Annotated in this window: 23 protein-coding genes; 11 read left to right on the forward strand and 12 right to left on the reverse strand. The window is 63.6% G+C overall.

The annotated features are described in order from the left end of the window. Window positions 1-52 precede the first annotated feature (52 nt). A complete protein-coding gene (locus E8E91_RS24020; RefSeq protein ID WP_280379399.1) occupies window positions 53-904 on the forward strand; it encodes a nucleoside-binding protein in 852 nt (283 codons plus the stop codon). 252 nt (window positions 905-1,156) lie between these two features. Here the strand turns inward: E8E91_RS24020 and E8E91_RS24025 are convergent, their stop codons facing one another. The 5 genes from E8E91_RS24025 to moaA form a co-directional block, all read right to left on the reverse strand. Next, window positions 1,157-1,966: an outer membrane protein OmpK gene (locus E8E91_RS24025; protein WP_280379400.1), complete on the reverse strand. Its 810-nt coding sequence runs from the start codon at window positions 1,964-1,966 to the stop codon at window positions 1,157-1,159. Between the two features lie 125 nt (window positions 1,967-2,091). Beyond that, window positions 2,092-2,277 (reverse strand): hypothetical protein, encoded by a 186-nt coding sequence (locus tag E8E91_RS24030; RefSeq protein WP_280379402.1) that lies wholly within the window; start codon window positions 2,275-2,277, stop codon window positions 2,092-2,094. A gap of 366 nt (window positions 2,278-2,643) precedes the next feature. Further along, window positions 2,644-3,462: a transporter substrate-binding domain-containing protein gene (locus E8E91_RS24035; RefSeq protein WP_280379404.1), complete on the reverse strand. Its 819-nt coding sequence runs from the start codon at window positions 3,460-3,462 to the stop codon at window positions 2,644-2,646. Window positions 3,463-3,528: 66 nt separating this feature from the next. Beyond that, window positions 3,529-4,887, reverse strand: coding sequence for an 8-oxoguanine deaminase (locus E8E91_RS24040; protein ID WP_280379406.1), 1,359 nt, complete (start codon window positions 4,885-4,887; stop codon window positions 3,529-3,531). 119 nt (window positions 4,888-5,006) lie between these two features. Beyond that, the gene (gene moaA, locus E8E91_RS24045) at window positions 5,007-6,002 is read right to left on the reverse strand and encodes a GTP 3',8-cyclase MoaA (RefSeq protein ID WP_280379408.1); all 996 of its coding nucleotides are present in this window, start codon (window positions 6,000-6,002) and stop codon (window positions 5,007-5,009) included. Between the two features lie 201 nt (window positions 6,003-6,203). On the opposite strand from moaA, the gene E8E91_RS24050 reads away from it, so the two are divergent. Beyond that, the gene (locus E8E91_RS24050; RefSeq protein WP_280364139.1) at window positions 6,204-6,833 is read left to right on the forward strand and encodes a TetR/AcrR family transcriptional regulator; all 630 of its coding nucleotides are present in this window, start codon (window positions 6,204-6,206) and stop codon (window positions 6,831-6,833) included. Window positions 6,834-7,115: 282 nt separating this feature from the next. On the opposite strand, the gene E8E91_RS24055 is transcribed toward E8E91_RS24050, so the two are convergent. Then, window positions 7,116-7,553 carry a heme-binding protein gene (locus E8E91_RS24055; RefSeq protein WP_280379410.1) on the reverse strand — a complete coding sequence of 146 codons (438 nt, stop codon included), beginning with the start codon at window positions 7,551-7,553 and terminating at the stop codon, window positions 7,116-7,118. A 361-nt stretch (window positions 7,554-7,914) separates the two neighbouring features. On the opposite strand from E8E91_RS24055, the gene gcl reads away from it, so the two are divergent. The 6 genes from gcl (at window position 7,915) to E8E91_RS24085 (ending at window position 15,474) form a co-directional block, all read left to right on the forward strand. Then, a complete protein-coding gene (gene gcl / locus E8E91_RS24060; protein ID WP_280379412.1) occupies window positions 7,915-9,690 on the forward strand; it encodes a glyoxylate carboligase in 1,776 nt (591 codons plus the stop codon). A 91-nt stretch (window positions 9,691-9,781) separates the two neighbouring features. Next, the gene (hyi, locus tag E8E91_RS24065) at window positions 9,782-10,564 is read left to right on the forward strand and encodes a hydroxypyruvate isomerase (RefSeq protein WP_179057783.1); all 783 of its coding nucleotides are present in this window, start codon (window positions 9,782-9,784) and stop codon (window positions 10,562-10,564) included. A gap of 16 nt (window positions 10,565-10,580) precedes the next feature. Continuing rightward, a complete protein-coding gene (locus E8E91_RS24070; RefSeq protein ID WP_280364143.1) occupies window positions 10,581-11,471 on the forward strand; it encodes a 2-hydroxy-3-oxopropionate reductase in 891 nt (296 codons plus the stop codon). Window positions 11,472-11,731: 260 nt separating this feature from the next. After that, window positions 11,732-13,006, forward strand: a complete 1,275-nt coding sequence (locus tag E8E91_RS24075; RefSeq protein WP_280379414.1) for a glycerate kinase — start codon at window positions 11,732-11,734, stop codon at window positions 13,004-13,006. Beyond that, window positions 13,003-14,418: a pyruvate kinase gene (gene pyk, locus E8E91_RS24080; RefSeq protein WP_280364147.1), complete on the forward strand. Its 1,416-nt coding sequence runs from the start codon at window positions 13,003-13,005 to the stop codon at window positions 14,416-14,418. The genes E8E91_RS24075 and pyk overlap by 4 nt, the downstream gene beginning before the upstream one ends. 147 nt (window positions 14,419-14,565) lie before the next feature. Further along, a complete protein-coding gene (locus E8E91_RS24085; RefSeq protein ID WP_280379415.1) occupies window positions 14,566-15,474 on the forward strand; it encodes an urea transporter in 909 nt (302 codons plus the stop codon). Between the two features lie 132 nt (window positions 15,475-15,606). On the opposite strand, the gene E8E91_RS24090 is transcribed toward E8E91_RS24085, so the two are convergent. The 6 genes from E8E91_RS24090 to recQ all read right to left on the reverse strand — a co-directional run bounded on the left by E8E91_RS24090 (window position 15,607) and on the right by recQ (window position 24,574). Beyond that, the gene (locus E8E91_RS24090) at window positions 15,607-17,634 is read right to left on the reverse strand and encodes a FimV/HubP family polar landmark protein (protein ID WP_348532232.1); all 2,028 of its coding nucleotides are present in this window, start codon (window positions 17,632-17,634) and stop codon (window positions 15,607-15,609) included. Window positions 17,635-17,997: 363 nt separating this feature from the next. Continuing rightward, window positions 17,998-19,401, reverse strand: a complete 1,404-nt coding sequence (locus tag E8E91_RS24095; protein WP_280379420.1) for a DHA2 family efflux MFS transporter permease subunit — start codon at window positions 19,399-19,401, stop codon at window positions 17,998-18,000. Beyond that, window positions 19,401-19,838: a MarR family transcriptional regulator gene (locus E8E91_RS24100; RefSeq protein ID WP_190828785.1), complete on the reverse strand. Its 438-nt coding sequence runs from the start codon at window positions 19,836-19,838 to the stop codon at window positions 19,401-19,403. Before E8E91_RS24100 ends, E8E91_RS24095 begins: the two co-directional genes overlap by 1 nt. 77 nt (window positions 19,839-19,915) lie before the next feature. Further along, window positions 19,916-20,932 (reverse strand): DUF2804 domain-containing protein, encoded by a 1,017-nt coding sequence (locus E8E91_RS24105; RefSeq protein WP_280379422.1) that lies wholly within the window; start codon window positions 20,930-20,932, stop codon window positions 19,916-19,918. Between the two features lie 227 nt (window positions 20,933-21,159). Then, complete coding sequence (locus E8E91_RS24110) at window positions 21,160-22,332, reverse strand: GGDEF domain-containing protein (RefSeq protein ID WP_280364159.1); 1,173 nt, start codon at window positions 22,330-22,332, stop codon at window positions 21,160-21,162. Between the two features lie 112 nt (window positions 22,333-22,444). Continuing rightward, window positions 22,445-24,574: a DNA helicase RecQ gene (gene recQ / locus E8E91_RS24115; RefSeq protein WP_280379424.1), complete on the reverse strand. Its 2,130-nt coding sequence runs from the start codon at window positions 24,572-24,574 to the stop codon at window positions 22,445-22,447. Between the two features lie 137 nt (window positions 24,575-24,711). Between recQ and E8E91_RS24120 the strand changes: the two genes are divergently transcribed. The 3 genes from E8E91_RS24120 (at window position 24,712) to lapG (ending at window position 26,474) form a co-directional block, all read left to right on the forward strand. Further along, window positions 24,712-25,299: a YecA family protein gene (locus E8E91_RS24120; protein ID WP_280364163.1), complete on the forward strand. Its 588-nt coding sequence runs from the start codon at window positions 24,712-24,714 to the stop codon at window positions 25,297-25,299. A gap of 11 nt (window positions 25,300-25,310) precedes the next feature. Beyond that, a complete protein-coding gene (locus E8E91_RS24125; RefSeq protein WP_190828795.1) occupies window positions 25,311-25,712 on the forward strand; it encodes a YbaN family protein in 402 nt (133 codons plus the stop codon). A gap of 87 nt (window positions 25,713-25,799) precedes the next feature. Beyond that, window positions 25,800-26,474, forward strand: a complete 675-nt coding sequence (lapG, locus tag E8E91_RS24130; RefSeq protein WP_223834768.1) for a cysteine protease LapG — start codon at window positions 25,800-25,802, stop codon at window positions 26,472-26,474. Window position 26,475: the final 1 nt, after the last annotated feature.

The following is a 26,475-nucleotide window of genomic DNA, read 5'->3' on the forward strand; positions in this document are numbered from 1 at the left end:
GGAGGCGTTCACCCACGATTTCGGCAGTACAACAACAAGAAGGAGTCACTGAATGCTTCGCTATCCCGCCCTGGCGCTTGGCGCCGTCCTGATCGCCACCACCCCGACCAGCTTTGCCGCTGAAAACGGCAAGTTCTTCGAGTGGACGAGCAACAGCGTCGGCTTCCGTTACGGCCAGCAGTTCACCAACCCGAACAATCCGGACAAGTTTGCCAAGCGGATCTACAGCTTCACCCACGCAGACGGCTACCGGTACGGCAGCAACTTCTTCAACCTGGACGTATTCCTCTCCGACAGCCGTGACCCGCGCAAGGGTACCGACCATGGCGGTAGCGAGGTCTACGCGGTCTACAGGCACCAGTTGTTCGCCTCGCGGGTATTCGACCAGCCCCTGGGCACAGGCCTGATCAAGGACTACGCCTTCACCCTCGGCTTCGACGCCAACCGCAACAACAACCTGGCCTCGGCCAAGAAGCGCGCCGTGGTTTTCGGCCCGACACTCAAGTTCAACGGTGCAGCCGTGCTCGACCTGAGCCTGATGTACTACCGCGAGAAGAACCACTCGGGTATCCCCAGCGCCAAGCACCCGGACCACACCTTCGACGCAACCTACATGGTCAACCTGACCTGGCTGAAACCCTTCCAGCTGGGCGATCGCGACGCCAAGTTCCAGGGCTTCGTCAACTACGTGGGGGAAAAGGGCGAGGACTACTTCGACAAGGACACCGCGCCGGAAACCCTGATGCGAACTTCCTTGATGGTCGCCGCAATGCCCGGCGCCAAGCGCAAGCCAAACCTGTGGCTCGGTGTCGGCTATGAGTACTGGCACAACAAGTTCGGCGTCGACGGCGGCCGTGGCAGCCGCACCTCGACGCCGACGGTGAACCTGGAATTCACCTTCTGAACCGAGTCCCGCCGAAAGGCGTTCAATCCCCTTTGCGACCCGGAGGGAGGCCAGTCGCCGTGAGGGCGAATTGATTCGCCAGTGGCCGTGCAGCGGCGCCCGGTCTGGTACACCGGGAAATCCGCAAGCCCGCATCGCGAATGAATTCGCTCCCAAACCGCAGCGACCAGCTGGTGCCATGGATGGCTCTCCTCCCCTTTTAACCGAGGGGAAGGCGTGGTGCGCCTTCCCCCGGTCTTTTTTCCCGATGGATCAGAAGTGCACCTTGACCAGCAGGCTGGCGGTGTTCTGGTCGGTACCATCGAGGATCTCGTCACCCAGGAAGCTCTCGCTGTCGATACCGTACTTGTCCTTCCAGTAGTCGTACTCGAAACCAACGTAGAGCTGCTTCTCGCCCCAACCCATGGCCTTGCCCAGGTCGTACTTCACCTGCGGGTTGAAGTGCAGGTTGGCGTGGTAGGTGCCGCGATCGTTCTCGTCGTTGTCCACCACCCAGTCCATGAAGCCGTCGATCAGGATGTCGGAGTTGCCCACCGGAATGGTGTAGCTCCACACCGGAGTGATCTGCCACACGTCGTCGCCCGGACGGCTGCCGTCGGTCTGGCGGTTGTAGAAGTTGACCTGGAAGTAGTCGAAGCCGGGAACGGCCAGGTCGAAGCCCGGGCCGATCAGGTAGGACTCGACGTCGCCTTCACCGAACTCGTAGGTCATGGCCAGCAGCACGTCGGTCACCGGACCGAACTGGATCTTCTGGTCGAAGATCTTGCCGAGGGACAGGCGTGGCTGGAATTCGCCGTAGTAGGTGTTGTCACCGACCTGCGCGTCCTTGTCACCGTTGTAGAAGATCTTGTCCACGAAGAAGAAGTTATCGCCGTACTTCCAACCATCCGCGTGCTCGAAGGTCACGGTCTGCTGGATCTCCGGATTGACCTTGAAGTTCTGGCCGTAGAGATAGGTCAGGCTGTTGTTCTGCCAGAACAGCAGGTCACCGGCGATGGCCTGGCCGCCTCCGAGCAATCCGGTCGTGAGGGCGAGGCAGTGCGGCAGATACTTGGCATTCATGGTTTTTCCCTTGTTGTAGTGGTAGTGGGCTTCAGTTTTTCCACCCCGCACCCGCCCGAGACCCGCCCTTGATCAGGGCAGGCTGCAGGCGGGTTCGGGATTGGAGGGAGTTACGCGCGCCAGCGTCAGCCGGTGAGGCCGAGGCTGCAGTGGCGGGCGATACCGGACGGGCTGTCTTCAGCGTTGCGCTGTTCGGCTGCATCCAGGGGGTTCTGCTGAACCTCGTTCACCGAGGCCAGGAAGACGAATTGTTCTGCACATGCATCGTTCAGCGGCTGGTCGGAACGTCCGGGCAGACCTGCTGCAGGCATCGTCACAGTGGCGATACCGGATGTGCACATGGATAGGAACGGGTGAAAGGCAATGAGGCGGTGCCTCGGCCGTCGACGGCCTTGCCGGCCGTGGCGGAGTTCGGAGCGAACCCCGAAGGTGTCGGATGAACTCATGGGTAAAGCCTGCCTATTGTTTTTGTCGGTCGTGGGCTTACAGGGTGGCGATGAACACCCCATGTAGTTACTCATCAGAAAAGCTGATCTGGCGGTCAGGTTTTCCGAATTATATACACGCTGTGAACATCACAAACAACAATTTCTTTCATAATTGTGTACAAACAGTAGATTGGATCTTCGCCTGATTACGGCCTAACGGCTCTGGCACGGGCTCGTAGACGATGCAGGTCAGGGCTTGGCCTTCTCCTTCTGGCGCTTGAGGAAGTCGACCTTCCACTGCTCCATCCCGAGGTATTCGGAGTCCAGGTTGGCCTCGACCTGGTAGCGCGCCTTGAGTGCTTCCACCTCCTGGCGATGCTCGGCGAGGAAACGGTCGAAGCGTGCGATCAGCTCCGGGTGTTTGAGGCTGGAGAGATTGAATGTGCCGCGGGTATGCGGGAGCTTCGGATCGAACACCAGCGCACCGGGGCGGGCACGGATGTTGTCGAGGTAGTAAGTAGCGACCACCACGTTGTAGTAGGCGCCGTCAGCTTGCTGCTTCATCGCCTGCTTGATCATCTGGCCGAGGTCGGCGCTGCGGACCACCTCGGTCTGGCCGGCATCGATGCGCTCCTGGTAACTCCAGGGCGTCCAGCCGTCCACCACCGCCAGCCTGGCCAGGCTGTCAACGCCCTGCCCCTGCCGCTTGGGCGCTACCAACACCCCGTCTACGTAATCCACTACCGGCAGGCTATAGGTAATGTCCTTGCCGCCCTTCAGGTCGCCCGCCCAGTTGGGATTGTCCGGGTACTTGAAGTCGATGCTGCCGTTGAGCAAATGCTGCGTGAGCTGATTGACCGGCAACGTCTGGTACTGGATATCCAGACCGGCGTCACGGGCGAACAGGTCCAGCAGATCGCGGGCGAAGCCCTGATATTCCCCCTGGTCGCTTACCCAGTAATGAGGCTGGAATGCCTGCTTCTCCACACCGATCACATAGGTCTGCGCCAGGGCACCATTGGCGGACAGAAGGCCGGCAGCCAGCCAGCCGAAAACCCGAGGTTTCATGACATCCTCCTTGTTCTTCTTGGGCGGGATAGACAGGAGCGGGATCACCCCGCTCCCGGTGGCGAGTTACTCGCCGGACACCAGTTGACGCGCCAGTTGGTTGTGGCGCTCCAACACGCGCGGCAGATCCACGGTGACCAGATGGCCATCGCGCACCACTACCTTGCCGTTGATCACGCTGGTGGAAACGTGGGTCGGGGTGCAGAACACCAGCGCTGCCAGCGGGTCATGCAGGGCGCCGGCATAGGCGACGTGATTGAGTTCGAAGGCCACGAAGTCCGCAGCCATGCCCGGTGCCAGGGCTCCGATGTCGTCGCGGTTGAGTACCTTGGCTCCGCCCAGGGTGGCGATTTCCAGGGCCTCGCGAGCCGTCATGGCATCCGGACCGAAGCCCACACGCTGCAGCAGCAATGCCTGGCGCACCTCGCCAATCATGCTGGCACCGTCGTTGGAGGCGGAGCCGTCCACACCCAGGCCTACCGGCACGCCGGCGTCGCGCATGCGGCGTACCGGGGCGATGCCGGAAGCCAGGCGCATGTTCGAGCAGGGGCAATGGGCAACGCCGGTGCCGGTACGGGCGAACAGCTCGATGCCGTGTTCGTCCAGCTGCACGCAGTGGGCGTGCCAGACGTCGTGGCCGACCCAGCCCAGGTCTTCGGCATATTCGGCCGGCGTCATGCCGAATTTCTCGCGGCTGTAGGCGATGTCGTTGACGTTCTCGGCCAGGTGCGTGTGCAGGGAAACCCCGTATTGACGGGCCAGTACCGCGGCTTCGCGCATCAGGTCGCGGCTCACCGAGAACGGCGAGCACGGTGCTACCACCACCCGCAGCATCGAGCCGTGGGAGGCGTCGTGGTAATCCTCGATCAGGCGCTGGGATTCCTTGAGGATGTCGGCTTCCTTCTCCACCACGGAGTCCGGCGGCAGACCGCCCTGGCTGCGGCCGACGCTCATGCTGCCGCGAGCGGCATGGAAGCGCATGCCGATCTCACCAGCGGCGTGGATGCTGTCATCCAGCTTGCAGCCATTGGGGTAGATGTAGAGGTGGTCGCTGGAGGTGGTGCAGCCGGAAAGGATCAACTCGGCCATCGCGGTCTGGGTTGAAACGCCGATCATCTCCGGAGTCAGGCGCGCCCAGATCGGGTACAGGTTGGTGAGCCAGTTGAACAGCTCGCCATCCTGGGCCGCAGGCACCACGCGGGTAAGGCTCTGGTACATGTGGTGGTGGGTGTTGACCAGGCCGGGAATGACGATCTTGCCCTTCATATCCAGCACTTCGTCGGCACTCTGCGGCAGCTCGCTGGTCGGTCCGACCTGCACGATGCGGTTGTCCTCGATGAACATCCCGCCCTGCCGGATCTCCCGGCGCTGGCCATCCATGGTCACCAGCAGGTCGGCGTTCTTGATCAAGAGTGTCTTGGCCATACAGGGCTCCTTGTAGGGTGCGCCGTGCGCACCGGTGGGCGGACAGGAAGTTATTGGTGCGCACGGCGCACCCTACGCAAAAGCGTATGTACTGCTTGGAATTCGGATTACGAGGGCGGTCAGCCGCCGGTCATGCTCATGAAGCGCACCACCTGGACCTGGGAATCCGCTTCGAAATGGTGCCGCTCGGGCTTCAGCCTGAGGGCATCGATCAGCGCCGCACGGAGTCGCTCGCCATCGCCGGGGTGACGACGGATCAGCGCCTTGAGGTCCAGCGCACCTTCATGGCCGAGGCAGAGCACCAGCTTGCCTTCGGCGGTGACGCGCACACGGTTGCAGTCGCCGCAGAAGTTGCGGCTATGAGGCGAGATGAAGCCGACCTGGGTCTCACTGCCAACCACCTGGTAGTAGCGCGACGGCCCTCCCGTGCGGTAGCTGCTGGGCAGTAGCTGGAAACGCTGTTCCACTCGCTCGCGCACTTCTTCCGAGGTGCAGAGGGTGACCTTGCGCTCGTGGCTGGAGACGCTGCCGAGGGGCATTTCCTCGATGAAGCTGATATCCAGCCCACGGTCCACCGCGAAGGCGACGAGGTCCTGAACTTCGTCATCGTTGCGGCCTTTCTGTACCACGGTGTTCAGCTTGATCCGACGAAATCCGGCAGCACGCGCGGCGTCGATGCCGGCCAGCACCTGGTCGAGACGATCGCGACGGGTGAATGCGGCGAAACGCTCGCGTTGCAGGGAATCGAGGCTGATGTTCAGACGGGTGACCCCGGCCTTGCGCAGGTCGGCGGCCATGTGACCGAGCTGGGAACCGTTGCTGGTGATGGCCAGGTCTTCCAACTCCTGGCGGGCGCCCAGACGCGTCAGCAGCGAGTTCAGTCCCTTGCGTACCAACGGCTCACCGCCAGTGATGCGGATGCGCTTCACACCCAGGCCGATGAAGGCATCAGCGACTGCGTAGAGTTCTTCAAGACTGAGGATCTGCGCCCGGGGTGCGAAGACCATGTCTTCGCTCATGCAGTAGGTGCAACGGAAGTCGCAGCGGTCAGTGACCGAGAGGCGCAGGTAGGAAATTCGACGCCCGAAGGGATCGAGCAAGTGGTTGTCTTGCATGGGTGACGTCTGCCGCAACACGCACCGGACAGGACTCCGATGACATGGACGGATGCCGAATGGAAACAGAATCAAAACTTTTTGTATACAGGAAATTCATCCAGTGGCTCGCTTGAGAGCCCTGCAAAGCGGGTGATAACATGCCCGACCTCTCGCCGGCCGGCCTTTCTGGCGCCCGGGCGAGTCAGACAAGGAGCCGATGTGAGTAGCATTCGCGAGCGCAACAGAGACCTCATCCTGCGCGCGGCCAGCGAGGAATTCGCCGAAAAAGGGTTCGCCGCCACCAAGACGAGCGACATCGCGGCCAAGGCCGGCCTGCCCAAGCCCAACGTCTACTACTACTTCAAGTCGAAAGAGAACCTCTACCGCGAGGTCCTCGAGAGCATCGTCGAGCCTCTGCTGCAGGCGTCCGCGCCCTTCAATCAGGCCGGCCACCCCCATGAAGTGCTCACGGCCTATATCCGCTCGAAGATCCGCATCTCCCGTGACCTGCCCTACGCCTCCAAGGTGTTCGCCAGCGAGATCATGCACGGCGCCCCACACCTCTCGCAGGAACAGACCGAGCACCTCAACCTGCAAGCCAAGCACAACATCGAGTGCATCCAGGGCTGGATCGATCAGGGCCTGATGGCCAAGGTCGACCCCCATCACCTGCTCTTCAGCATCTGGGCCGCAACCCAGACCTACGCTGATTTCGACTGGCAGATTTCCACCGTCACCGGCAAGCCCAGCCTCAGCGAGGCCGACTACGACGCCGCCGCGGAAACCATCATCCGTCTGGTGATCAAGGGCTGCGAAGTGGAAGAAAAGGTTTCGGCGAAGAGTGCTTGAGACCTGACACCGATGAAGGCAACCCTGCGGGTTGCTTTCGCGAATAAATTCGCTCCCACCGTAACCGCGCCCCCTAGCCCCCCCTTCGGGCTGCTTGGCAAGTGAATTTGCCCCTACAGAAGTGCAGCCCCTTCCAGCAACTGATTGAATCCTGTGGGAGCGAATTCATTCGCGATAGCGGGAGTCCAGAAAACTTCGCCCCCACAGAACTGGCGCCAATCGACACCACCCTGTGGGGGCGAATTCATTCGCTAAGGGCTGCGCAGCAGCCCCTATCAGGCGTCAGGCCGCGCCAGCGTCCGCCTTCAGGCCGGCCGCTTCTACCGCGCTGACTGCGCACTGCTCGTCGATATCGGACGTATCGCCGCTAATGCCAATGGCGCCGATCACGACTCCCTGACCATCACGGATCAGCACACCGCCCGGTGCCGGGACCAGGTTGCCGTCGGCCAGGTTGTTCACCGCACCGATGAAGGCCGGACGCTGCTGCGCGTCGGCAGCGATCAGGCGCGACCCCTTGCCCAGGGCCACGGCGCCCCACGCCTTGCCGATGGCGATCTGCGGACGAAGCATGCTGGCGCCGTCCTGGCGCTGCAGGGTGATCAGGTGGCCGCCGGCATCCAGCACGGCGATGGTCAGCGGTGCCGTGCGCAGCTCGCGACCAACGGTCAGGGCATGGTTGGAAATGCTCACAGCGGTTTCCAGGGTCAGGGTGGTCATTTTCAAGCGTTCCTCGTGAGTGGTTGAACCTTGTGCGGCGTCGTCTGGGCCAGGGCTGGCGCATTCCTGAATCCACGCGGGCGTTTTCCAGCCCGTCCTGCGACGCATCCGAAAGCTGTAGCTCACTATCCCACCGAACACAAAAAAATCAACAGATAGATACAATCACATTATTTTTTGTATACAGTATTTCCGTCAGCGTTCTGACTATCGCTGGAGAGCCCCGTGAAACAGGCGTTTTAAAAGAGTCGACACCCTGCGACCTTTAGCCTCACAAATGGCCTTGACCCTTCAGTCAGACGATGAATAGAATCCAGCCACGTAGCTTGTATACAATTTTCACAAGAAAGAGGCACAAAACATGGCCAAAATGAGAGCAATCGAGGCTGCCGTCCTGGTGATGCGTCGCGAAGGCATCGACACCGCGTTCGGCATCCCCGGCGCCGCCATCAACCCGCTGTACGCAGCCCTGAACAAGATCGGCGGCATTGACCATGTACTGGCCCGTCACGTCGAAGGCGCCTCGCACATGGCTGAGGGTTACACCCGCACCAACGCAGGCAACATCGGCGTCTGCATCGGCACCTCCGGCCCCGCCGGCACCGACATGGTCACCGGCCTGTACTCGGCATCCGCCGACTCCATCCCGATCCTCTGCATCACCGGCCAGGCTCCGCGTGCCCGCCTGCACAAGGAAGACTTCCAGGCCGTCGATATCACCAGCATCGTCAAGCCCGTCACCAAGTGGGCAACCACCGTTCTGGAACCGGGCCAGGTGCCCTACGCCTTCCAGAAGGCCTTCTATGAAATGCGCAGCGGCCGTCCGGGTCCCGTGCTGATCGACCTGCCGTTCGACGTGCAGATGGCCGAGATCGAATTCGACATCGACGCCTACCAGCCGCTGCAGGTAGTGAAGCCGTCCGCCAGCCGCATCCAGGCCGAGAAGGCGCTGGCCATGCTGAACGACGCCGAGCGCCCGCTGCTCGTCGCCGGTGGCGGCATCATCAATGCCGACGCTTCCGCCAAGCTGGTTGAATTCGCTGAGCTGACCGGCGTACCGGTCATCCCGACCCTGATGGGCTGGGGCACCATCCCCGATGACCACCCGCTGATGGCTGGCATGTGCGGTCTGCAGACCTCGCACCGCTACGGCAACGCCACCGTGCTGGAGTCCGACCTGGTGTTCGGTATCGGCAACCGCTGGGCCAACCGCCACACCGGTTCCGTTGACGTCTACACCCAGGGCCGCCGCTTCATTCACGTGGACATCGAACCCACCCAGATCGGCCGCGTATTCACCCCGGACCTGGGCATCGTTTCCGACGCCGGTTCCGCCCTGGACGCGTTCCTGGAAGTCGCCCGCGAGTGGAAAGCTGCAGGCAAGCTGAAAGACCGCAGCGCCTGGGTCGAATCCTGCCGCGAGCGCAAGCGCACCATGCAGCGCAAGACCCACTTCGACAACGTGCCGGTCAAGCCGCAGCGCGTATACGAAGAGATGAACGAGTTCTTCGGCAAGGACACCTGCTACGTCAGCACCATCGGTCTGTCGCAGATCGCTGGCGCCCAGTTCCTGCACGTCTACAAGCCGCGCCACTGGATCAACTGTGGCCAGGCGGGCCCGCTGGGCTGGACCGTTCCGGCAGCGCTCGGCGTGGTCAAGGCCGACCCGACCCGTCCGGTCGTTGCACTGTCCGGCGACTATGACTTCCAGTTCATGATCGAAGAGCTGGCCGTGGGTGCGCAGTTCAACCTGCCCTACATCCACGTACTGGTGAACAACTCCTACCTGGGTCTGATCCGTCAGGCACAGCGCGGCTTCGAAATCGACTACTGCGTGCAGCTGTCCTTCGAGAACGTCAACGCACCGGAACTCAACGGCTACGGCGTGGACCACGTCGCAGTGGTCGAGGGCCTGGGCTGCAAGGCGATCCGCGTGCATGACGCCAACGACCTGCAAGCCGCCTTCGCCAAGGCCAAGCAGCTGATGGAAGAGTTCCGCGTACCGGTTGTGGTCGAGGTCATCCTGGAGCGTGTCACCAACATCTCCATGGGTACCGAGATCAACGCCATCAACGAGTTCGAGGAACTGGCCCAGTCTGGCGCCGACGCTCCGACCGCCATCTCGCTGCTGGATTGATTGCCGTCTCCCCTCTCCTATTCGTGGTGGGAGAGGGGCTTTCACCTCCCCTCTCCCGTTCGCGGGAGAGGGGAATCAGAAGGAGACACTCATGCCCCGTTTTGCTGCCAACCTGTCCATGCTGTTCACCGAAGTGGACTTCCTGGACCGTTTCGCCGCTGCCGCCGAAGCCGGCTTCAGTGGTGTCGAATACCTCTTCCCCTACGACTTTCCCGTAGAGGAAATCCGCGCACGCCTGGACGCCAACAAGCTGGAGCAGGTGCTGTTCAACCTGCCGGCCGGTGACTGGGGCAAGGGTGAGCGTGGCATCGCCTGCCACCCGGACCGCGTGGAAGAGTTCCGCGCCGGTGTGGACAAGGCCATCGCCTACGCCAAGGTACTGGGCAATACCCAGATCAACTGCCTGGCCGGCATCCGCCCGCAGGGTTACGACTGCGCGACCATCGAGAGCACCTTCGTGGAGAACCTCAAGTTCGCCGCCGAGAAGCTCCAGGCCGCCGGCATCAAGCTGGTGATGGAAGCCATCAACACCCGCGACATCCCCGGCTTCTACCTGAACAACACCAAGCAGGCCCTGGCCATCCGCGAAAAAGTGGGCAGCGCCAACCTGTTCCTGCAGTACGACATCTACCACATGCAAATCATGGAAGGAGACCTGGCGCGCACCGTCGAGTCCAACCTCGCCGCGATCAACCATGTGCAGCTTGCCGACAACCCGGGCCGCAACGAGCCGGGCACTGGCGAGATCAACTACCGCTTCCTCTTCGCGCACCTGGACCGTATCGGCTACCAGGGCTGGATCGGCTGTGAATACAAGCCGGCAACCACCACCGCTGCCGGCCTGGGCTGGCTGAAAACCCATAACGCCATCTAAGAACGAGGTATTCAACATGGCCAAGATCGGATTCATCGGCACCGGCATCATGGGCAAGCCCATGGCTCAGAACCTGCAGAAAGCCGGCCACACCCTGTTCTTCTCCGAACACTTCGACAAGGCTCCGGCCGACCTGCTGGGCGAGAACGGCGTCGCCCTGGCCAACCCGAAAGAGGTTGCCCAGGAAGCCGAGTTCATCATCGTCATGGTTCCGGACACCCCCCAGGTCGACGACGTCCTGTTCCGCAAGGACGGCATTGCCGAAGGCGTTGGTGCCGGCAAAGTCGTGATCGACATGAGCTCCATCTCCCCCACCGCCACCAAGGTCTTCGCCGAGAAGATCAAGGCGACCGGCGCTGCCTACCTGGACGCCCCGGTATCCGGTGGTGAAGTAGGTGCCAAGGCTGCGACCCTGAGCATCATGGTCGGTGGCTGCCCGAACGCCTTCGAACGCGCGCTGCCGCTGTTCCAGGCCATGGGCAAGAACATCACCCGCGTGGGTGCAAACGGTGACGGCCAGACCGCCAAGGTAGCCAACCAGATCATCGTTGCCCTGAACATCCAGGCCGTTGCCGAAGCCCTGCTGTTCGCCGCCAAGAACGGCGCCGATCCGGCCAAGGTACGTGAGGCCCTGATGGGTGGCTTCGCCGGCTCCAAGATCCTTGAAGTCCACGGCGAGCGTATGATCAAGGGCACCTTCGACCCGGGCTTCCGCATCAGCCTGCACCAGAAGGACCTGAACCTGGCACTGTCCGGCGCCCGCGAACTGGGCCTGAACCTGCCGAACACCGCCAATGCCCAGCAAGTGTTCAGCACCTGCGCGGCGCTCGGCGGCAGCAACTGGGACCACTCCGGCCTGATCAAGGGCCTGGAGCACATGGCCAACTTCTCGATTCGCGAGGAGTAATGTTTCGTAGGACGGGTTGAGCAAGTCGCTGCCCATCGAGCCGGCAGCTCCCGCGATGGCCAGCGCCCGCTCCCCCCGTCCTACGATCCCTTTCGACCCTCCTGGTCCGAGGTGACACGGCGCCAACGACCAGGAAGGTCGATTCCAGTCCCGAGCCGCTGCGTGCGGCGGTTCGGGACTGAAATCGGCCTTGAACGCCCGGCGATTCCACTCGCCGGCATGCCGCCCCACAAGAAGCATTCGGCCACCTGGAGCCTGCCATGTCCCTCGATCCCAAAGCCTTCCTGCGCGACCTGTTCGCCACCGCCATCGCCGCCGCCCACCCACGCCAGGTACTGGCTGACCACCTGCCCGCCGACCGCTCCGGCCGCGTCATCGTCATTGGCGCCGGCAAGGCTGCCGCCGCCATGGCTGAAGTAATCGAACGCGAATGGCAGGGTGAGATCTCCGGCCTGGTGGTGACCCGCTATGACCACGGCGCCGACTGCAAGAAGATCGAAGTGGTCGAGGCCGCACATCCCGTGCCCGATGCCGCCGGCCTGGAAACCGCCCAGCGCGTGCTCAAGCTGGTGAGCGGCCTGAACGAATCCGACCGGGTGATCTTCCTGCTCTCCGGTGGCGGCTCCTCCCTGCTCGCCCTGCCTGCCGAAGGCCTGACCCTCAAGGACAAGCAGGCGATCAACAAGGCGCTGCTGAAATCCGGCGCGTCCATCTCCGAGATGAACTGCGTGCGCAAGCACCTCTCGGCGATCAAGGGCGGCCGCCTGGCCAAGGCCTGCTGGCCCGCCACCGTCTACACCTATGCGATCTCCGACGTGCCCGGCGACGAGGCCACCGTGATCGCCTCCGGCCCGACCGTGGCCGACCCGACCACCTCCGCCGAAGCACTGGCCATCCTCGCCCGCTACGAGATCGAGGTGCCCGCACATGTACGTGCCTGGCTGCAGGACCCTCGTTCGGAAACCGTCAAGCCGGGTGATCCCTGCCTTTCCCGCAGCCATTTCCAGCTCATCGCCACCCCGCAGCAGTCCCTCGATGCCGCCGCCGAGAAAGTCCGCGCCGCCGGCCTCACCCCGCTGATCCTCGGCGACCTCGAAGGCGAATCCCGCGAGGTGGCCAAGGTCCACGCCGGCATCGCCCGCCAGGTGATCCTGCATGGCCAGCCGATCAAGGCGCCGTGCGTGATCCTCTCCGGCGGCGAAACCACCGTGACCGTGCGTGGCGAAGGCCGTGGCGGGCGTAACGCAGAGTTCCTGCTGAGCCTGACCAACACCCTGAAGGGCCTGCCGGGCGTTTACGCACTGGCCGGCGACACCGACGGCATCGACGGTTCGGAAGACAACGCCGGCGCCATCATGACCCCCTGCAGCTACAGCCGTGCGATCAAGCAGGGGCTTTCTTCCAGCGATGAGCTGGACAACAACAACGGATACGGGTATTTCGCCGCCCTCGGCGACCTGATCGTCACCGAACCGACCCGTACCAACGTGAACGACTTCCGCGCCATCCTGATCCTCGAGAGCCCTGAAAAATGACGCCTGACAAGAAAGTAAAAATCCTCGCCACCCTCGGTCCGGCGATCAAAGGCATCGACGACATCCGCCAACTGGTGGAAGCCGGCGTCAACCTGTTCCGCCTGAACTTCAGCCATGGCGAACACGCCGATCACGCCCAGCGCTACCAGTGGGTGCGCGAAGTGGAGCGCCAGCTCAACTACCCCATCGGCATCCTCATGGACCTGCAGGGACCGAAGCTGCGCGTGGGCCGCTTTGCCGATGGCAAGGTGAACCTGGAGCGAGGCCAGGCCTTCCGCCTGGACCTGGACAACACCCCTGGCGATGCGCGCCGGGTCAACCTGCCGCACCCGGAAATCATCGAGGCCCTGGAACCGGGCATGAACCTGCTGCTGGACGACGGTCGTCTGCGCCTGCAGGTAACTGCGAGCCACGCCGATGCAGTGGAAACCACCGTGATTGCCGGCGGCGAACTGTCCGACCGCAAGGGCGTCAACGTGCCGGAAGCGGTGCTGCAACTCTCGCCGCTGACCGCCAAGGACCGCCGTGACCTGGATTTCGGCCTGGACCTGGGCGTGGACTGGGTCGCCCTGTCGTTCGTGCAGCGCCCTGAAGATATCGTCGAAGCCCGCGAGCTGATCAAGGGCCGCGCCTTCCTCATGGCCAAGATAGAGAAGCCCTCGGCCGTGGTGCATTTGGAAGAGATCGCCCGCCTCTGCGACGCCATCATGGTTGCCCGTGGCGACCTGGGCGTCGAAGTGCCGGCGGAGAATGTGCCGCGCATCCAGAAGGACATCATCCGCACCTGCCGCCAACTGGGCCGTCCGGTCGTGGTGGCCACGCAGATGCTGGAATCCATGCGCTTCTCCCCTGCCCCGACCCGCGCCGAGGTGACCGACGTTGCCAACGCCGTGGCCGAGGGCACCGACGCCGTGATGCTGTCCGCTGAAACCGCTTCCGGCGACTATCCGCTGGAAACCGTGCAGATGATGAGCAAAATCATCCGTCAGGTGGAAAACGGCCCGGACTTCCAGAGCCAGCTCGACGTCAGCCGTCCGCAGGCCGAGGCCACCTCGTCAGATGCCATCAGCTGCGCAATCCGCCGCATCAGCAGCATCCTGCCGGTAGCCGCACTGGTGAACTACACCGAGTCGGGGAGCTCCAGCCTGCGCGCCTCCCGTGAGCGCCCGAAGGCACCGATCCTCAGCCTGACGCCGAACCTCAACACCGCGCGTCGCCTGACTGTGGCCTGGGGTATCTATTCGGTCGTCAATGAACGCCTGCACAAGGTCGAGGAAGTCACCAGCACCGCGCTGGAGATTGCCCAGGCCCAGGGTATGGCCAAGCGTGGCGATACCGTGGTGATCACCGCCGGCGTGCCGTTCGGCCAGCCGGGTAGCACCAACAGCCTGCGGATCGAAACCCTGCATTGATGTGACACGCCCGGAGCGACGGGGTCCAAAGAGAACCCGCGCTCCCCGCACCGGCCTCGATGCCGGGCGGCAACAGAAATCCCATCTGGCCATTGCCAGTTATGCGGGCGCCCTCTCACCGGGGCGCCTCCTTTTTTTCAAGCTGCCATGTACCGACTGCCACTACGACCCGAAGTCCGTAGCTGGGCATCCGCCCAGTTGAACGGCTTCAGCCAGATATTCCTCCAGCGCCACCCCGGTTGCGGTGCGCTGATCCTGCTCGCCATCGCTGTGGGGGCCCCGAGCCTGCTGGGCGGCGCCCTGCTTGGCGGTGCCACCGCCTGGCTCACCGCCGTGCGCCGCCGCTACGCCCCCGAAGATATCGAAGCCGGCCTCTACGGCTACAACGGCGTCCTGCTTGGCCTGCTGCTGAGCGTCCGTTTCGAGCCTTCGCTCTACCTGGCGCTGCTGATCTTCTGCGCCGCCGGGCTTTCCAGCCTGCTGCTCAACGCCCTGCTCAAAGCCGTCCGCCAGCGCAACTGGCTGCCGGCCTACACCTCGCCCTTCGTCGGTCTCGGCTGGCTGTTGCTGGCCCTGGGTGGGCCACTGGAGCTGACGCCCTCCCCCACTGCCGCCGCTACGCTGCAACCCGGCTGGGTCGACACGCCACTGGCGCTGGTGCGCGGCATCGGCCAGGTGATCTTCCTTGACCAGCCCTTCGCCGGTGGCCTGGTGCTGGCCGCGCTGTTCCTGGCCGGCTGGAGGGTGGCGCTCTGGGCACTGTTGGGTTCGGCCACCGCGCTGATCCTGGCGCTGCTCCACGGCATGCCGATGCAAGCGGTGCTGGGTGGACTGTTCAGCCTCAACGGTGCGCTGATCGCCCTGGCCCTGGGCAAGGACCTGCGCCGTCCCTGGTGCGCCCTGGCAGGTGTCCTCCTGGGCGTGGTCCTACAGCCCGGCTTTGGCGCCATCGGCCTGCCCGCCATGACCGCACCGTTCATTCTTGCCTGCTGGCTGGTGCTGGCGGCCAAGCGGATGATGGGACTGGTTCAGCCTGCACCGTCACGGACGCTGTAGGAGCGAGCTTGCTCGCGAAGGCTTTGCATGGACTGTTCGCGAGCAAGCTCGCTCCTACCCGTTCAACTGCATGCGCCCAAAAAAGAAAAAGCCCGGACCAGGTCCGGGCTTTTTCATGGAGCTTGATACGCTTCAGGCGATCTTCGCCAGGAGGTCACGCGCTTCCTGTTTCTGCTCATCGTCACCGTCACTGATGACTTCGTTGAGGATGCTGCAGGCCGCCTCGATATTACCTTGCTCGATATAGGCCAGAGCCAGGTTGAGCTTGGTGATGTTCTCCTGGCGGGCATCCAGCTTGTCCAGCTCTTCCAGGCTGACCATCGGATCCACGAACTCCGCGGTAAGCTCGTCCAGGCTCTCGGCCTGGGGCAGTTCCGGCAGGTCGCCAAATGGGCTCAGGGTGTCGGCATCCAGGGTCAGTTCGAAGACTTCCGGCAGTTCCTGCAGATTGGTGGGGAAGCCCAGGTCGTCCTCCACCGTCGGGAAGGCCTGGATCACAGCGGCCTTGCGCTTGGGCTCGGCGGTCTTGAAGGGACTGACCTGTTCCCAGTCAGCGTCCAGCGGATAGCCGTCGAAGTCGGATTGCAGATCGTCGATGGGTTCGTTGCTCACCTCGGCCATGGCTGGGCTCGTTTCGTCCAGCACGAACACAGGCTCGCCCGGCGCTGCTGCCGAACCGATATCCGTATAGCGGGCGACGATGGCGGCAAGGCGCCCTTCGTCAGCGTGGAGTTCGCGCAGGGCGGCTTCTTCAAGGGTGAAGGCAACCGGATCACGCAGCTCACCCAGCACTTCCAGCAGACGGAAACGCAGGTCGAGGCGCTGAGGCTCCTTGTCAACGGCCGGCTGCAGCACAGCCAGGGCCTCACGCCAGCGGCCGTAGGCAATGTAGATGTTGGCGCCTTCCAGCGCATCGGACGCAATCTTGATGGAGGGAGTCGCGACGACCTTTAGCGGGACTACGGCAGCGACAGGCGCCGGTTTCGGCATGACCGGGGCAGCGGGCCGTACCTCCTCGTGGCGGTGCTGCAAGGCCACCTTGGCCTTGCCGGTGGTCTGGGCCTCTTCGAGTTCCTGTTCCTGGGCATCGCGACGGGAGCGGCGCAGCAGCACCCAATCGAGCAGGAACAGCAACACCAGGCCGGAAACCATGATCGCCCACCAGAACGGGCTGATGCCGGAGTTGCCCTGCTGTACCGGAGCCCGCTGTTCGGCAGCCTGGGCGGCGGGGATCACCGCAGGAACGGCGGCTACAGGCTGGGCCTGCGCTGGTTCGACAACCGGCGCAGTGGCCATCTGCTGGATCTGGTTGCGCAACGCAGTCACTTCCTGGTCACTGCCGCTCAATTGCTGCTGCATGGCGTCCAGCTTGGTCTGGAGCTCGGCGATATGCTGCCGCAGCTCCGCGCGCTCGGCTTCACCCTGGGCGATGCTGGAATCCACCCGCTGCTGGGCCTGGGTCAGCTCATCCAGGGTCGGACCAGCGGGCGTTGCGACAACCGGAGCCGGCGTCGGCGCTGGGTCTTGTGCGACCACAGGTGCCGCTGGAGCAGTGGCCTGGACGGCGGCGTCGGGCAACAACAGGGATTGCCCAACATGGAGGCGGTTGATGTCCCCACCCGGGAAAGCCTTGGGATTGAGAGCGTAGATACCATCCAGCATCTGCTGCTGGCTCATGCCACTCCCGGCGCTCAAGCGCTTGGCAATCAGCCAGAGGCTGTCACCTCGTACAACCTGGTAGTGATTACCCTGGGTCGCAGCAGGCGCCGGCTTGGGTTGTACCGGTGCAATGCTCGCGGTTGCGACCGACGTCTCGTGAGCCGGGCTGACCGGCGCGGCGCTTGCGGTAAATGCCGAACCGGGTGGATCCAGCAGCAGGGTGTATTCGCGCAGCAGCTTACCGTTGGGGCGAGCGACTTCGACGATGAAATTCAGGTAAGGCTCGCGGACCGGCTTGCTGGACGCCACGCGGATGCGGCTGCCGGAGCCACGGATCACCGGGCTGAAGCGCAGGTCGTTGAGAAAGATAAAGCGGTCGACGCCGGCACGCTCGAAATCATCAGCGGATGCGAGGCGGATCTTGATTTCGCTGTCATTGAGGTCACCGACCTCCAGCAGCTCGATCTCGGCGTCCAGCGGCTGGTTGAGGGCGGAGTGCAAGGTAATTTCGCCTAGCCCCAACGCAGGTACCAGACCCGAGTACAGTGCAGAGCCGGACGCAAGCGTCAAAAGGAGCTTGTGAACCCTTGCCATATGTCCTCCCCGATCATCCGTAACCACGCAACTGGCTCCTGATATCCCACCCGGGCATCCTCGAAGCGACGTGAAATACGTTGACCTCAAAACAACAGTGATAGTGGGTGGAGCTCCTTATCCATTCCACTCGAGACCTACAGCTTCGGGCTCTCCGCTCCCTCGCCCGGAATAATGGCAGCTGGCCACAAACCTGGGCTGTAGCTTACTCCACTATAGGAAAGATTTCGCTAGGGGCTTGACAAAAATTTCATCGTGCGATTTGCACGCTCAACGCCTTGCAGGACGCACGCCCCAGGCCGGCACAACGGCCATCAGGAAGAGTAGCGCAACCAGCCAGAAGCTCTGCTCGAATGCCAGCACTTCGGCTGCAGCATTGCCGCCACCTGCGGCGTGGCGCCACTCGATAAAGAAGGTCAGCAGATTGACTCCAAAGGCGCCACCCAGCTGACGAACGAATGTGATGGCACCCGCTCCCAGCGCCAGCTCTTCCGAGCTGAGGACGTCCAGCGCCCCCGTACTCATCGCTGGCAGGAGCAAACCGAGCCCCAGCCGGCCGACGCAGGCCCAGCCGCAGAGCGCCAGAAACGAAGCCCCGTGCCCCGCCAACCCGAGGCCCGCCGACGACAACGCGAACACCAGGAGGCCGAACACCAGCATGGAGGCAGCCGACAGGCGGTCGCTCGCCCAGCCACCAATAAAGGACGCCAGCCCCAGCACCACACCAGTCGGCAACATCAGAAGACCGGCCCGCCCGGCGCTATAACCCTCTACCGTCTGCAGGTAGAGCGGAATCAGGTAGGTGGAGCCGTACAGCCCAAGGCCAAGCACCAGGGCGACCCAGCTCGCCTTGCGAAACGCGGCGTGGCGCCAGAGTTGCAGCGGCAGCAGGGGGCGTTCGCAGGTGCGACTGCGGCGCAGGAAGGCCACGGTGCATGCCACGCCAAGTAATCCCGGCAGCCATGCACTGGGGGCCAGCCAGCCGAAACGCTGGGCTTCGGCCAGGGAACCAAGCAAGGCGAACAGCGCGACGCTCAGGAGAGTGAAAGCTGGCAGGTCGACGCCTGGCGTGTTGCGGTCGCGCACGCTGGGCATCAGCCATTGGGCACCGATCAGCGCGAGGAGACAGAGCGGCAGCGGCAACCAGAACACCGCACCCCAGCCGAAATGGTCGATCAGGTAGCCACCGATGGTCGGCCCGAGGGTCGGCGCCACCATGATGCCCAGCCCGTAGATGCCCAGGGCCATGCCACGACCGCCTTCGGAATAGACGCGAAAGATCAGCACCATCGCCAGCGGCTGGATGATGCCGGCGCAAGCCCCCATGACGATGCGCAGGGCGATCAACTGCCAGGCCGATGTGGCCACCAGGGCCAGGAGCGATGCCAGGCAGAACAGGCCAAGCCCGAACTGCACCGTGCGCCGCGCACCCAGCCGCGCCTGGCACCAGGCTGCCAGCAACAGGCCAGCCGTCATGGCAGCGAGGAATCCGGTGGAAAGCCATTGCGCCAGCGGCCGGCCAATGCCGAAGTCGGCCATGATCGCCGGCAAGGCAACGTTGATACTGGTGGAGGCGAGGATCATCGCCATGCTGCCGAGCATCAGCAGGCCTAGCAGCCATTGCGGATAGCGGGCGCCGAAGCGCTCGTGAAGCGCCTCGAGGTCCTGCCCCATCAGAGGCGGTCCAGGTTCGTCAGAATCCGCGCGTGAACCTGCTGGCAGCGGCGCAGCTCTTCATCCTCGATACCGGCGAAGAGTTCCTGGCGCAGCTGGCTGGAGATGGCTTCGATCTTTTCGATGAGGGGACGGGCCGGCGGGCACAGGGCGATCTTCTTCGCCCGGCGATCTTCGGCTACGGCCATGCGCTGGATCAGCCCCTGTGCCTCAAGGCTATCCAGCAGACGGGCCAGGGTCGGGCCTTCGACGCCGACGCTCTTGGCCAGCTCGCGCTGGGTGGGCAAGTCGTCCTCGAAACGGGACAGGTGCAGCAATACCAGCCAGCGGGCCTGGGACAGCCCCATGCCGGCCAGACGGCGGTCGAGTTCGGCGCGCCACGCGCGGGACATCTGTGCGAGCTGCATGGCGAAACGGTGTTGATCGGGGTAGGACATCGAAATTGACTCGGACTTCTTATACTAATAATTAGCCAGCTAATCATAGCCGCAAGCCGCGAGCAAGTCCCCCCGCCCTACCACTTGACGTACTGGTCCTCGACAAAGCCCCACATCCTGTCGATCTGCACCGGTTCACGCCCCGCCGGTCGCAGGGTGCCGCTGAATCGGCCGAACACCTGCTTGAAATTACTCGCAATGAAACCGAGGTTCAGGCGCTCCTCATGCAAGCCCTCGCCAACGAACGTCAGCTCGACCTGACCATCATGGGAAGCGACGCTCCAGGTCTTCAGAGGCTGGTCGCGGTCGAAGGCAAAACGGACCGTATCGACCTTGATCAGCTCCCCATCCAGCCAGAAGCAGTTTTCGGTGAAGCTGGTCTCGTTCACCCCGCAGGACAGGTTCAACCCGACTCGCAACCCGTCAGCCAGGCCGGACAGGCAGGCCCAGTTCCAGTTGGTTTCCGGGCGCATGTAGCCCGCGGACCAGTCGTTATGGGCGAAGGCGCCGATTTCCGCGAGATCGAAATTCCCCAGCACGCTGCTCACCTGGCCACGACAGGCGACCCCCGCCACCTTCTGCGCATACACCCAGCCATTCACCGCCGTCGGCGTGCAGATGCACATGGGCTGGAACGCCGGCTCCCGCTCGCTGAACGACGCATCGATGCGGGTACCGTCATCCAGCTCTACCAGCAGGCGCTTTTCACCGGTTTCGGAGCGGTTTTCCAGGCGCAGCAGGTTGCGGCCCTGGCGCAGCTCGCAAATGCCCTCGTCCGGCGATTGCGAGAACGAAGTGCCCAGGCCCAACGGCAACTTGAATTGACGCTCGATCATGCGCCCGCTGGCGGGATGGAAGAGGTAGACGAAACCAACCCCCACCAGACTGAGGTTGGCCAGGGCGCACCCGCCAATCAGCTCGTTGCCGAGCAGGCCGAAGTACTGGAACTGGTGGAAGCGCCGCCACTTGGCCAATGCCCCCAGGCGGCGCCCCATGGGCGAGCGGAAGTCGAAGTCGCGGTAGTTGATGAGGCCGGGGGCGGCGGGAAATATGCCGTAGTGCGGCTGGCCGTCAGCCTGGATCAGCTTGTCCATGCGGATCGCTCGATGCGGGAGGAGCGGCGATGCTATCACCGGCCAAGGCCCCGGACAGTCACGGCTCGCGCCATCCGGAGCGACGAATTGAGTTCTGCACGAAAAGTCGCCGAGCGAAGGCCAGGCAAGGCAAAAGTTGGTGAGGAAGCGGAGTTAACGACTGTTAATGAGCATTCCGAACCAAGTTTTAACGACGCATGGCCGAGCGCAGGCAGTTTTCGTCCGACTCAAGCCACCACCCGATTGCGGCCGAAAGCCTTGCCTTCGTACAGGGCGCGATCCGCATGCTCATACAGCTCATAGAGCTTGCCCAAGGGCATGCCCGGCTGCGGATGGACGCAGGCAACGCCAATGGACATGGTCAGCACTGGTGCCGTGGGTGAAGCCTCATGGCGGATAGACTGCTCTTCCAGCGTCGCCCGCAGCTTCTCGGCGCAGCGGCGCGCCTCCTGCTCCCCGATGTCATAGAGCAGCACGGCGAACTCCTCTCCCCCCAGGCGAACCGCCATATCCAGGGGCCGACGCGCGGTGCCTTCGAGCACACGGGCGACTTGCTGCAACACCAGGTCGCCGGCCTGATGGCCGTAGCGGTCGTTATAGGCCTTGAAGTGGTCGACGTCACAGAGCAACAGGGCCAGGCCGTGCCGTTCACGCTGGGCCTGGCGCCATAGACGCTCCAGCTGCCGATTGAAACTGCGGCGGTTGTACAGGCCGGTCAGGCTGTCGTGATCCGCCAGTACCCGCATCAGGCGGCTGATGAGGAAATGCTCGCGGGATTTGAACTCCAGCAGGTAGCAGCCGACTGCACCGGCGATGTTGCCAAACAGCAGGAACAGCAGGTTGTTGATCAACCTTGGCCAGGGCAGTCCGGCCCAGAGCTCCAGCCCCACATAGGCCAGCAGGATCACCAGGGAAACGCCCAGCGCCTCCACCAGCCGCAACCCCACCAGGAAGTAGGCGGCCATGCAGACCAGCAACAGACCCTCGTAGGGGAAGGACGGATCGCTGCGATGGGCGATGGCCACCACCGCCCCGGCGCCCACGCCCAGAGAACCGATGCAGACCAGGCTCAGGGGGGCCAGCAGGTGCCGATGGCGGCGTTGGAGCATCAGCACGCCGCAGCCCAGCAGCAGTCCCAGCACGCCGAGCCGAACGGCCAGCATCCACCAGCGGGTCTCACTGCTGATCAGGTAGAAATCGAGCACGGCAAATGCCAGCCAGATCAGCAGGCCAGCACTCAGGGCGATGCGTTTGAGGTCGAAGTTCTCTTCGAGGAAATAATCGCGATACTCGCGCTCCAGCGAGCGCGTGAAGCGGAGATGCCGGAATCCCAGGGCCAGTTGGTCGGCATAGGGATTGGGACGAACGTCGTTAAGCCAGGCAGTATTGTTGTAGGACACGTCCACCCCTTCTGTCGGAGGCCTCTGACGCACATTAGCCGGTCGTGCGCTGCGTCACAAGTTCGTCGTTTTGCCCCGTCATTTTATCGACGCCGGAATGACCGGCGTCGAATCAAGCCTCGAACTCCGCCTGCAGGGCCGCGCGCACGCAATGCAACACGCCGTCGGGCACGCGGCCAGCGAACAGCTCGGCCACCTCGGCCACGGGAGGCAGTTCGCCTTCGCCGTCAAGGAAGGCGTCCTGAATCTCGCCCAGCAGATCTTCCGGCAGGTCCAGCGCCTGTTCCAGACTCAATTGCTGATTGCCGATGGTCTCGGCCAGCAGGCTGTAGACGTTCTTCTCGCTGCAATTGAGCTGACGGGCAATCTGCGCCGGTGTCATGCCCGCACGAGCCAGGCTCACCAGTTCATGGCGCAGGTCGGTGACGGCACGCGGTGCCTCACCGGCGCCATTGCCGTTGAGCACTTCGAGGAAGGCCTCGCCGTAACGCTCCAGCTTGCGCGCGCCCACACCGCTGACCTGGGCCATTTCAGAGAGGCTGCGCGGCTTGCTGCGGAGCATTTCCAGCAGGGTCGCGTCAGGGAAGATGACGTAGGGCGGCACGCTGTGCTCTTCCGCCAGCTTGCGACGCAGCGTACGCAGGGCTTCCCACTGCTCGCGCTCTTCGCCACGCACCAGTTGGCTGGCGGCGCTGGCGGTGGGTTTGGGTGCCTTGGTCGACAGGTCCCGACGCAGCTCCAGTTGCACCTCGCCACGCAGCAGCGGGCGGCAGGCCTCGGTCAGGCGCAGGCCGCCGAAGCCTTCCAGGTCGACGTCCGCCAGGCCGCGGGCCACCAACTGGCGGTACAGGGTGCGCCAATCGCCTTCGGAAAGGTTCTTGCCCATGCCGAACACCGAGAGGTGCTGGTGGCCGGAGGACCGCACCTTCTCGTTGTCTCGTCCGAGCAACAGATCCACCAGATGGCCGACGCCGTAGCGCTGGCCGCTGCGGTGGATGGTCGAGAGCGCCAGACGCGCGGGCTCTGTGGCGTCCCAGGTCTGCACGCCGTCGGTGCAGATATCGCAGTGGCCACAGGGCTGCGGCAGTTCTTCGTCGAAGTAGGCCAACAGTGCTTGCCGGCGGCAGCGGGTTTCCTCGCAGAGCGACAGCATCGCGTCCAGCTTGTGCTGTTCGATGCGCTTGTGCCGCTCGTCACCCTCCGAGTTGCTCAGCATCTGCTTGAGCAGCAACACGTCCTGCAGCCCATAGGCCATCCAGGCATCCGCAGGCAGGCTGTCCCGGCCGGCACGGCCCGTTTCCTGGTAATAGGCTTCGAGGGACTTGGGCAGGTCCAGGTGGGCCACGAAGCGCACGTTGGGCTTGTCGATGCCCATGCCGAAGGCAATGGTGGCGACCATGATCAGCCCTTCCTCATTGAGGAAACGCTTCTGGTGGAAGGCTCGCAGGTCGTTGGACAGGCCCGCGTGATACGGCAGCGCCGGGAACCCCTGCTCGGAAAGGAAGGCCGCCACCTCCTCCACCTTCTTGCGCGACATGCAGTAGACGATGCCCGCATCGCCGCGTCGCTCAGCGAGGAAGCCCAGCAGCTGCTTGCGCGGCTGATCCTTCGCGACGATGCGATAGAAGATGTTCGGGCGGTCGAAGCTGGAGAGGAAACGCTCGGCGTTCTGCAAGTGCAGGCGCTGCACCATCTCTTCGCGGGTCCGCATGTCGGCGGTGGCGGTCAGCGCCATGCGCGGCACGTTCGGGAAGAGTTCAGCCAGTTGGCCCAGCTGCAGGTACTCGGGGCGGAAATCATGGCCCCATTGGGACACGCAGTGGGCTTCATCGATGGCGAAGAGGCCGATCTGCAGCCGCTGGAGGAAGGCCAGCATGCGGGGTTGCACCAGGCGTTCCGGAGCGAGATAGAGCAGCTTGATCTCGCCCTGGCGCAGACGATCGGCAATTTCCCGCTGGGCTTCCGCGGACAGCGTGGAATTCAGCGCCACGGCCGGCACGCCCAGTTCGTCCAGGGTGGCGACCTGGTCTTCCATCAGCGCGATCAGCGGCGAAACCACCACCGTCAGGCCCTCGCGCAGCAACGCCGGCACCTGGTAGCAGAGCGACTTGCCACCACCGGTGGGCATCAGCACCAGGGCATCGCCACCGGTGGCTACACGTTCGATGATCGAGGCCTGGTTGCCGCGGAAAGCGTCGTAGCCGAATACGTCTTTGAGGATGCGCAGTGCCTGGTCGAGCATGGGGGTCTCCGGAACAAGCCGCGCATTATACGTCAGCCGCACCGGCAATTTGGCCACGCCTATCGCCCGCGCCTTTTGCCGCGAACCTCGCACTCGACTAGAATTCAGCGTCGTTTATTCCTCAAGGTAGTCCCACGATGTCCTTCGCTGAGCAACTGTCCCGCCTGCAAGCTTTTCTCGACGCCGATGATCTGCACGAAGAGGCTCTGGACTATGTGGCCACCCATGGCTACCTGAGTGCCCTGTCGATCTGCCCGGACCAGGTGCCCGAGCGCGAATGGATCGACGCCCTCTTCTCCGAGCCGCCGCACTATCGCAGCGACGCCGAGCGCGAAGAGATCGAATCCACTCTGCTGGCCCTCAAGGCCCACATCGCCCGCCAACTGGCCAGCGACGAAGACCCCGAAATGCCCTGCGACCTGGACCTGGGCGAGGATCCGGACGATTCCGACCTGCGCGGCTGGTGCATCGGTTTCATGGAAGGCGTGTTCCTGCGCGAGGAAACCTGGTTCGAGAACGCCGAAGAGGAAGTCAGCGAACTGCTGCTGCCGATCATGGTGGGCTCGGGCCTGTTCGACGAGCAGCCCGAATTCGCCGAAATCGCCAAGGACCGCAACCTGGTGGACGAAATGGTCGAGCAGATCCCCGAACTGCTGACCGCCCTCTTCCTGCTCTGCAACGCACCAGAAGAAAAACCCGCGCTGCTCAAGCCCCGCCACCACTAAGGCCGGCGCGCATGGCGCACAGCGATATCCAGCAGCAGCGCCACCCGGCGCTGCGCATGGTTCTCCTGATCATCGGCTGGCTCAGTGTCGCCCTGGGCGTGATCGGCATCTTCGTGCCGGTCCTGCCCACCACGCCTTTCCTGCTGCTCGCCGCGGCCTGCTTCGTACGCAGCTCGCGGCGTTTCTACCTCTGGCTGGTGGAACACCCGAAGCTCGGCCCCTGGATTCGCGATTATCTGGAGGGCCAGGGCATTCCCCTCAAGGGCAAGGTCTACGCCCTGGTACTGATGTGGGCCAGCATCACCCTCTCCTGCTTCCTCGTGCCCCTGCCCTGGGCCCGTGGTTTCATGCTCACCAGCGCCGTACTGGTCAGCATCTACATCCTTCGCCAGAAGACCCTGCGCAGCCACTGAAACCGGCCAGCGGCAAAACCTCGATTCCCGCCTAGACTCTGAGCATCCTGGGCGGAGAGATGGCGAATGCGGCGGCGATGGGCGGCAATGGGACTGCGGAAACCCTCGTGGCTGGCTTGGCAAGGCGGCTGCCTGCTCGCCGGGCTGCTGCTCTGCCTGGCCAGCGTGCTGGCCAACTGGGATTTCGACCTGATCCTGCAGAACGCCACCAAGCGCTATGGCGACCTCGGCCCCGCCAAGGGACGCATCCTCGCCTGGAGCGAACTGATCCAGGCCAGCATCGACCTGCCAGAAGGCGAGAAGCTCACAGCAGTCAACCGCTTCTTCAACCGCCAGTTCCGTTTCACCGACGACATCCGCACATGGCGCCAGAACGACTACTGGGCCACCCCCGTCGAGGCCCTGATCAAGGGTGCCGGCGATTGCGAGGACTACTCCATCGCCAAGTACTTCACCCTGCGCCGCCTCGGCATCCCCGCCGAGAAGCTGCGCATCACCTACGTCAAGGCCCTGCGCCAGAACCAGGCGCACATGGTCCTCACCTATTACAAGACGCCCACCGCCGATCCCCTGGTGCTGGACAACCTGATCGGCGAGATACGTCCGGCGTCGCAGCGCACCGACCTCTTGCCCGTGTACGCCTTCAACGCCGAAGGCCTCTACACCGGCGCCAAGCGTGCCGGGGATACCAAGAAACTGTCGCGCTGGCAGGACCTGCTGAAAAAAATGAGAGCCGAAGGCTTCGCCATTGGAGAGGGTTAGC

It is taken from the genome of Pseudomonas sp. BN515, assembly GCF_029873155.1.
Classification (GTDB): Bacteria; Pseudomonadota; Gammaproteobacteria; order Pseudomonadales; family Pseudomonadaceae; genus Metapseudomonas.

Bases quoted from the DNA above. Each gene is read 5' to 3' on its own strand.
- E8E91_RS24030 (WP_280379402.1), bottom strand. From the start codon at position 2,277: ATGCCTGCAGCAGGTCTGCCCGGACGTTCCGACCAGCCGCTGAACGAT.
- E8E91_RS24020 (WP_280379399.1), top strand. From the start codon at position 53: ATGCTTCGCTATCCCGCCCTGGCGCTTGGCGCCGTCCTGATCGCCACC.
- E8E91_RS24040 (WP_280379406.1), bottom strand. From the start codon at position 4,887: ATGGCCAAGACACTCTTGATCAAGAACGCCGACCTGCTGGTGACCATG.
- recQ (WP_280379424.1), bottom strand. From the start codon at position 24,574: ATGCTCGACCAGGCACTGCGCATCCTCAAAGACGTATTCGGCTACGAC.
- lapG (WP_223834768.1), top strand. From the start codon at position 25,800: ATGGGACTGCGGAAACCCTCGTGGCTGGCTTGGCAAGGCGGCTGCCTG.
- E8E91_RS24085 (WP_280379415.1), top strand. From the start codon at position 14,566: ATGTACCGACTGCCACTACGACCCGAAGTCCGTAGCTGGGCATCCGCC.
- E8E91_RS24055 (WP_280379410.1), bottom strand. From the start codon at position 7,553: ATGACCACCCTGACCCTGGAAACCGCTGTGAGCATTTCCAACCATGCC.
- E8E91_RS24075 (WP_280379414.1), top strand. From the start codon at position 11,732: ATGTCCCTCGATCCCAAAGCCTTCCTGCGCGACCTGTTCGCCACCGCC.
- E8E91_RS24095 (WP_280379420.1), bottom strand. From the start codon at position 19,401: ATGGGGCAGGACCTCGAGGCGCTTCACGAGCGCTTCGGCGCCCGCTAT.
- E8E91_RS24100 (WP_190828785.1), bottom strand. From the start codon at position 19,838: ATGTCCTACCCCGATCAACACCGTTTCGCCATGCAGCTCGCACAGATG.
- E8E91_RS24070 (WP_280364143.1), top strand. From the start codon at position 10,581: ATGGCCAAGATCGGATTCATCGGCACCGGCATCATGGGCAAGCCCATG.
- E8E91_RS24035 (WP_280379404.1), bottom strand. From the start codon at position 3,462: ATGAAACCTCGGGTTTTCGGCTGGCTGGCTGCCGGCCTTCTGTCCGCC.
- hyi (WP_179057783.1), top strand. From the start codon at position 9,782: ATGCCCCGTTTTGCTGCCAACCTGTCCATGCTGTTCACCGAAGTGGAC.
- gcl (WP_280379412.1), top strand. From the start codon at position 7,915: ATGGCCAAAATGAGAGCAATCGAGGCTGCCGTCCTGGTGATGCGTCGC.
- E8E91_RS24025 (WP_280379400.1), bottom strand. From the start codon at position 1,966: ATGAATGCCAAGTATCTGCCGCACTGCCTCGCCCTCACGACCGGATTG.
- moaA (WP_280379408.1), bottom strand. From the start codon at position 6,002: ATGCAAGACAACCACTTGCTCGATCCCTTCGGGCGTCGAATTTCCTAC.
- E8E91_RS24125 (WP_190828795.1), top strand. From the start codon at position 25,311: ATGGCGCACAGCGATATCCAGCAGCAGCGCCACCCGGCGCTGCGCATG.
- E8E91_RS24120 (WP_280364163.1), top strand. From the start codon at position 24,712: ATGTCCTTCGCTGAGCAACTGTCCCGCCTGCAAGCTTTTCTCGACGCC.
- E8E91_RS24105 (WP_280379422.1), bottom strand. From the start codon at position 20,932: ATGGACAAGCTGATCCAGGCTGACGGCCAGCCGCACTACGGCATATTT.
- pyk (WP_280364147.1), top strand. From the start codon at position 13,003: ATGACGCCTGACAAGAAAGTAAAAATCCTCGCCACCCTCGGTCCGGCG.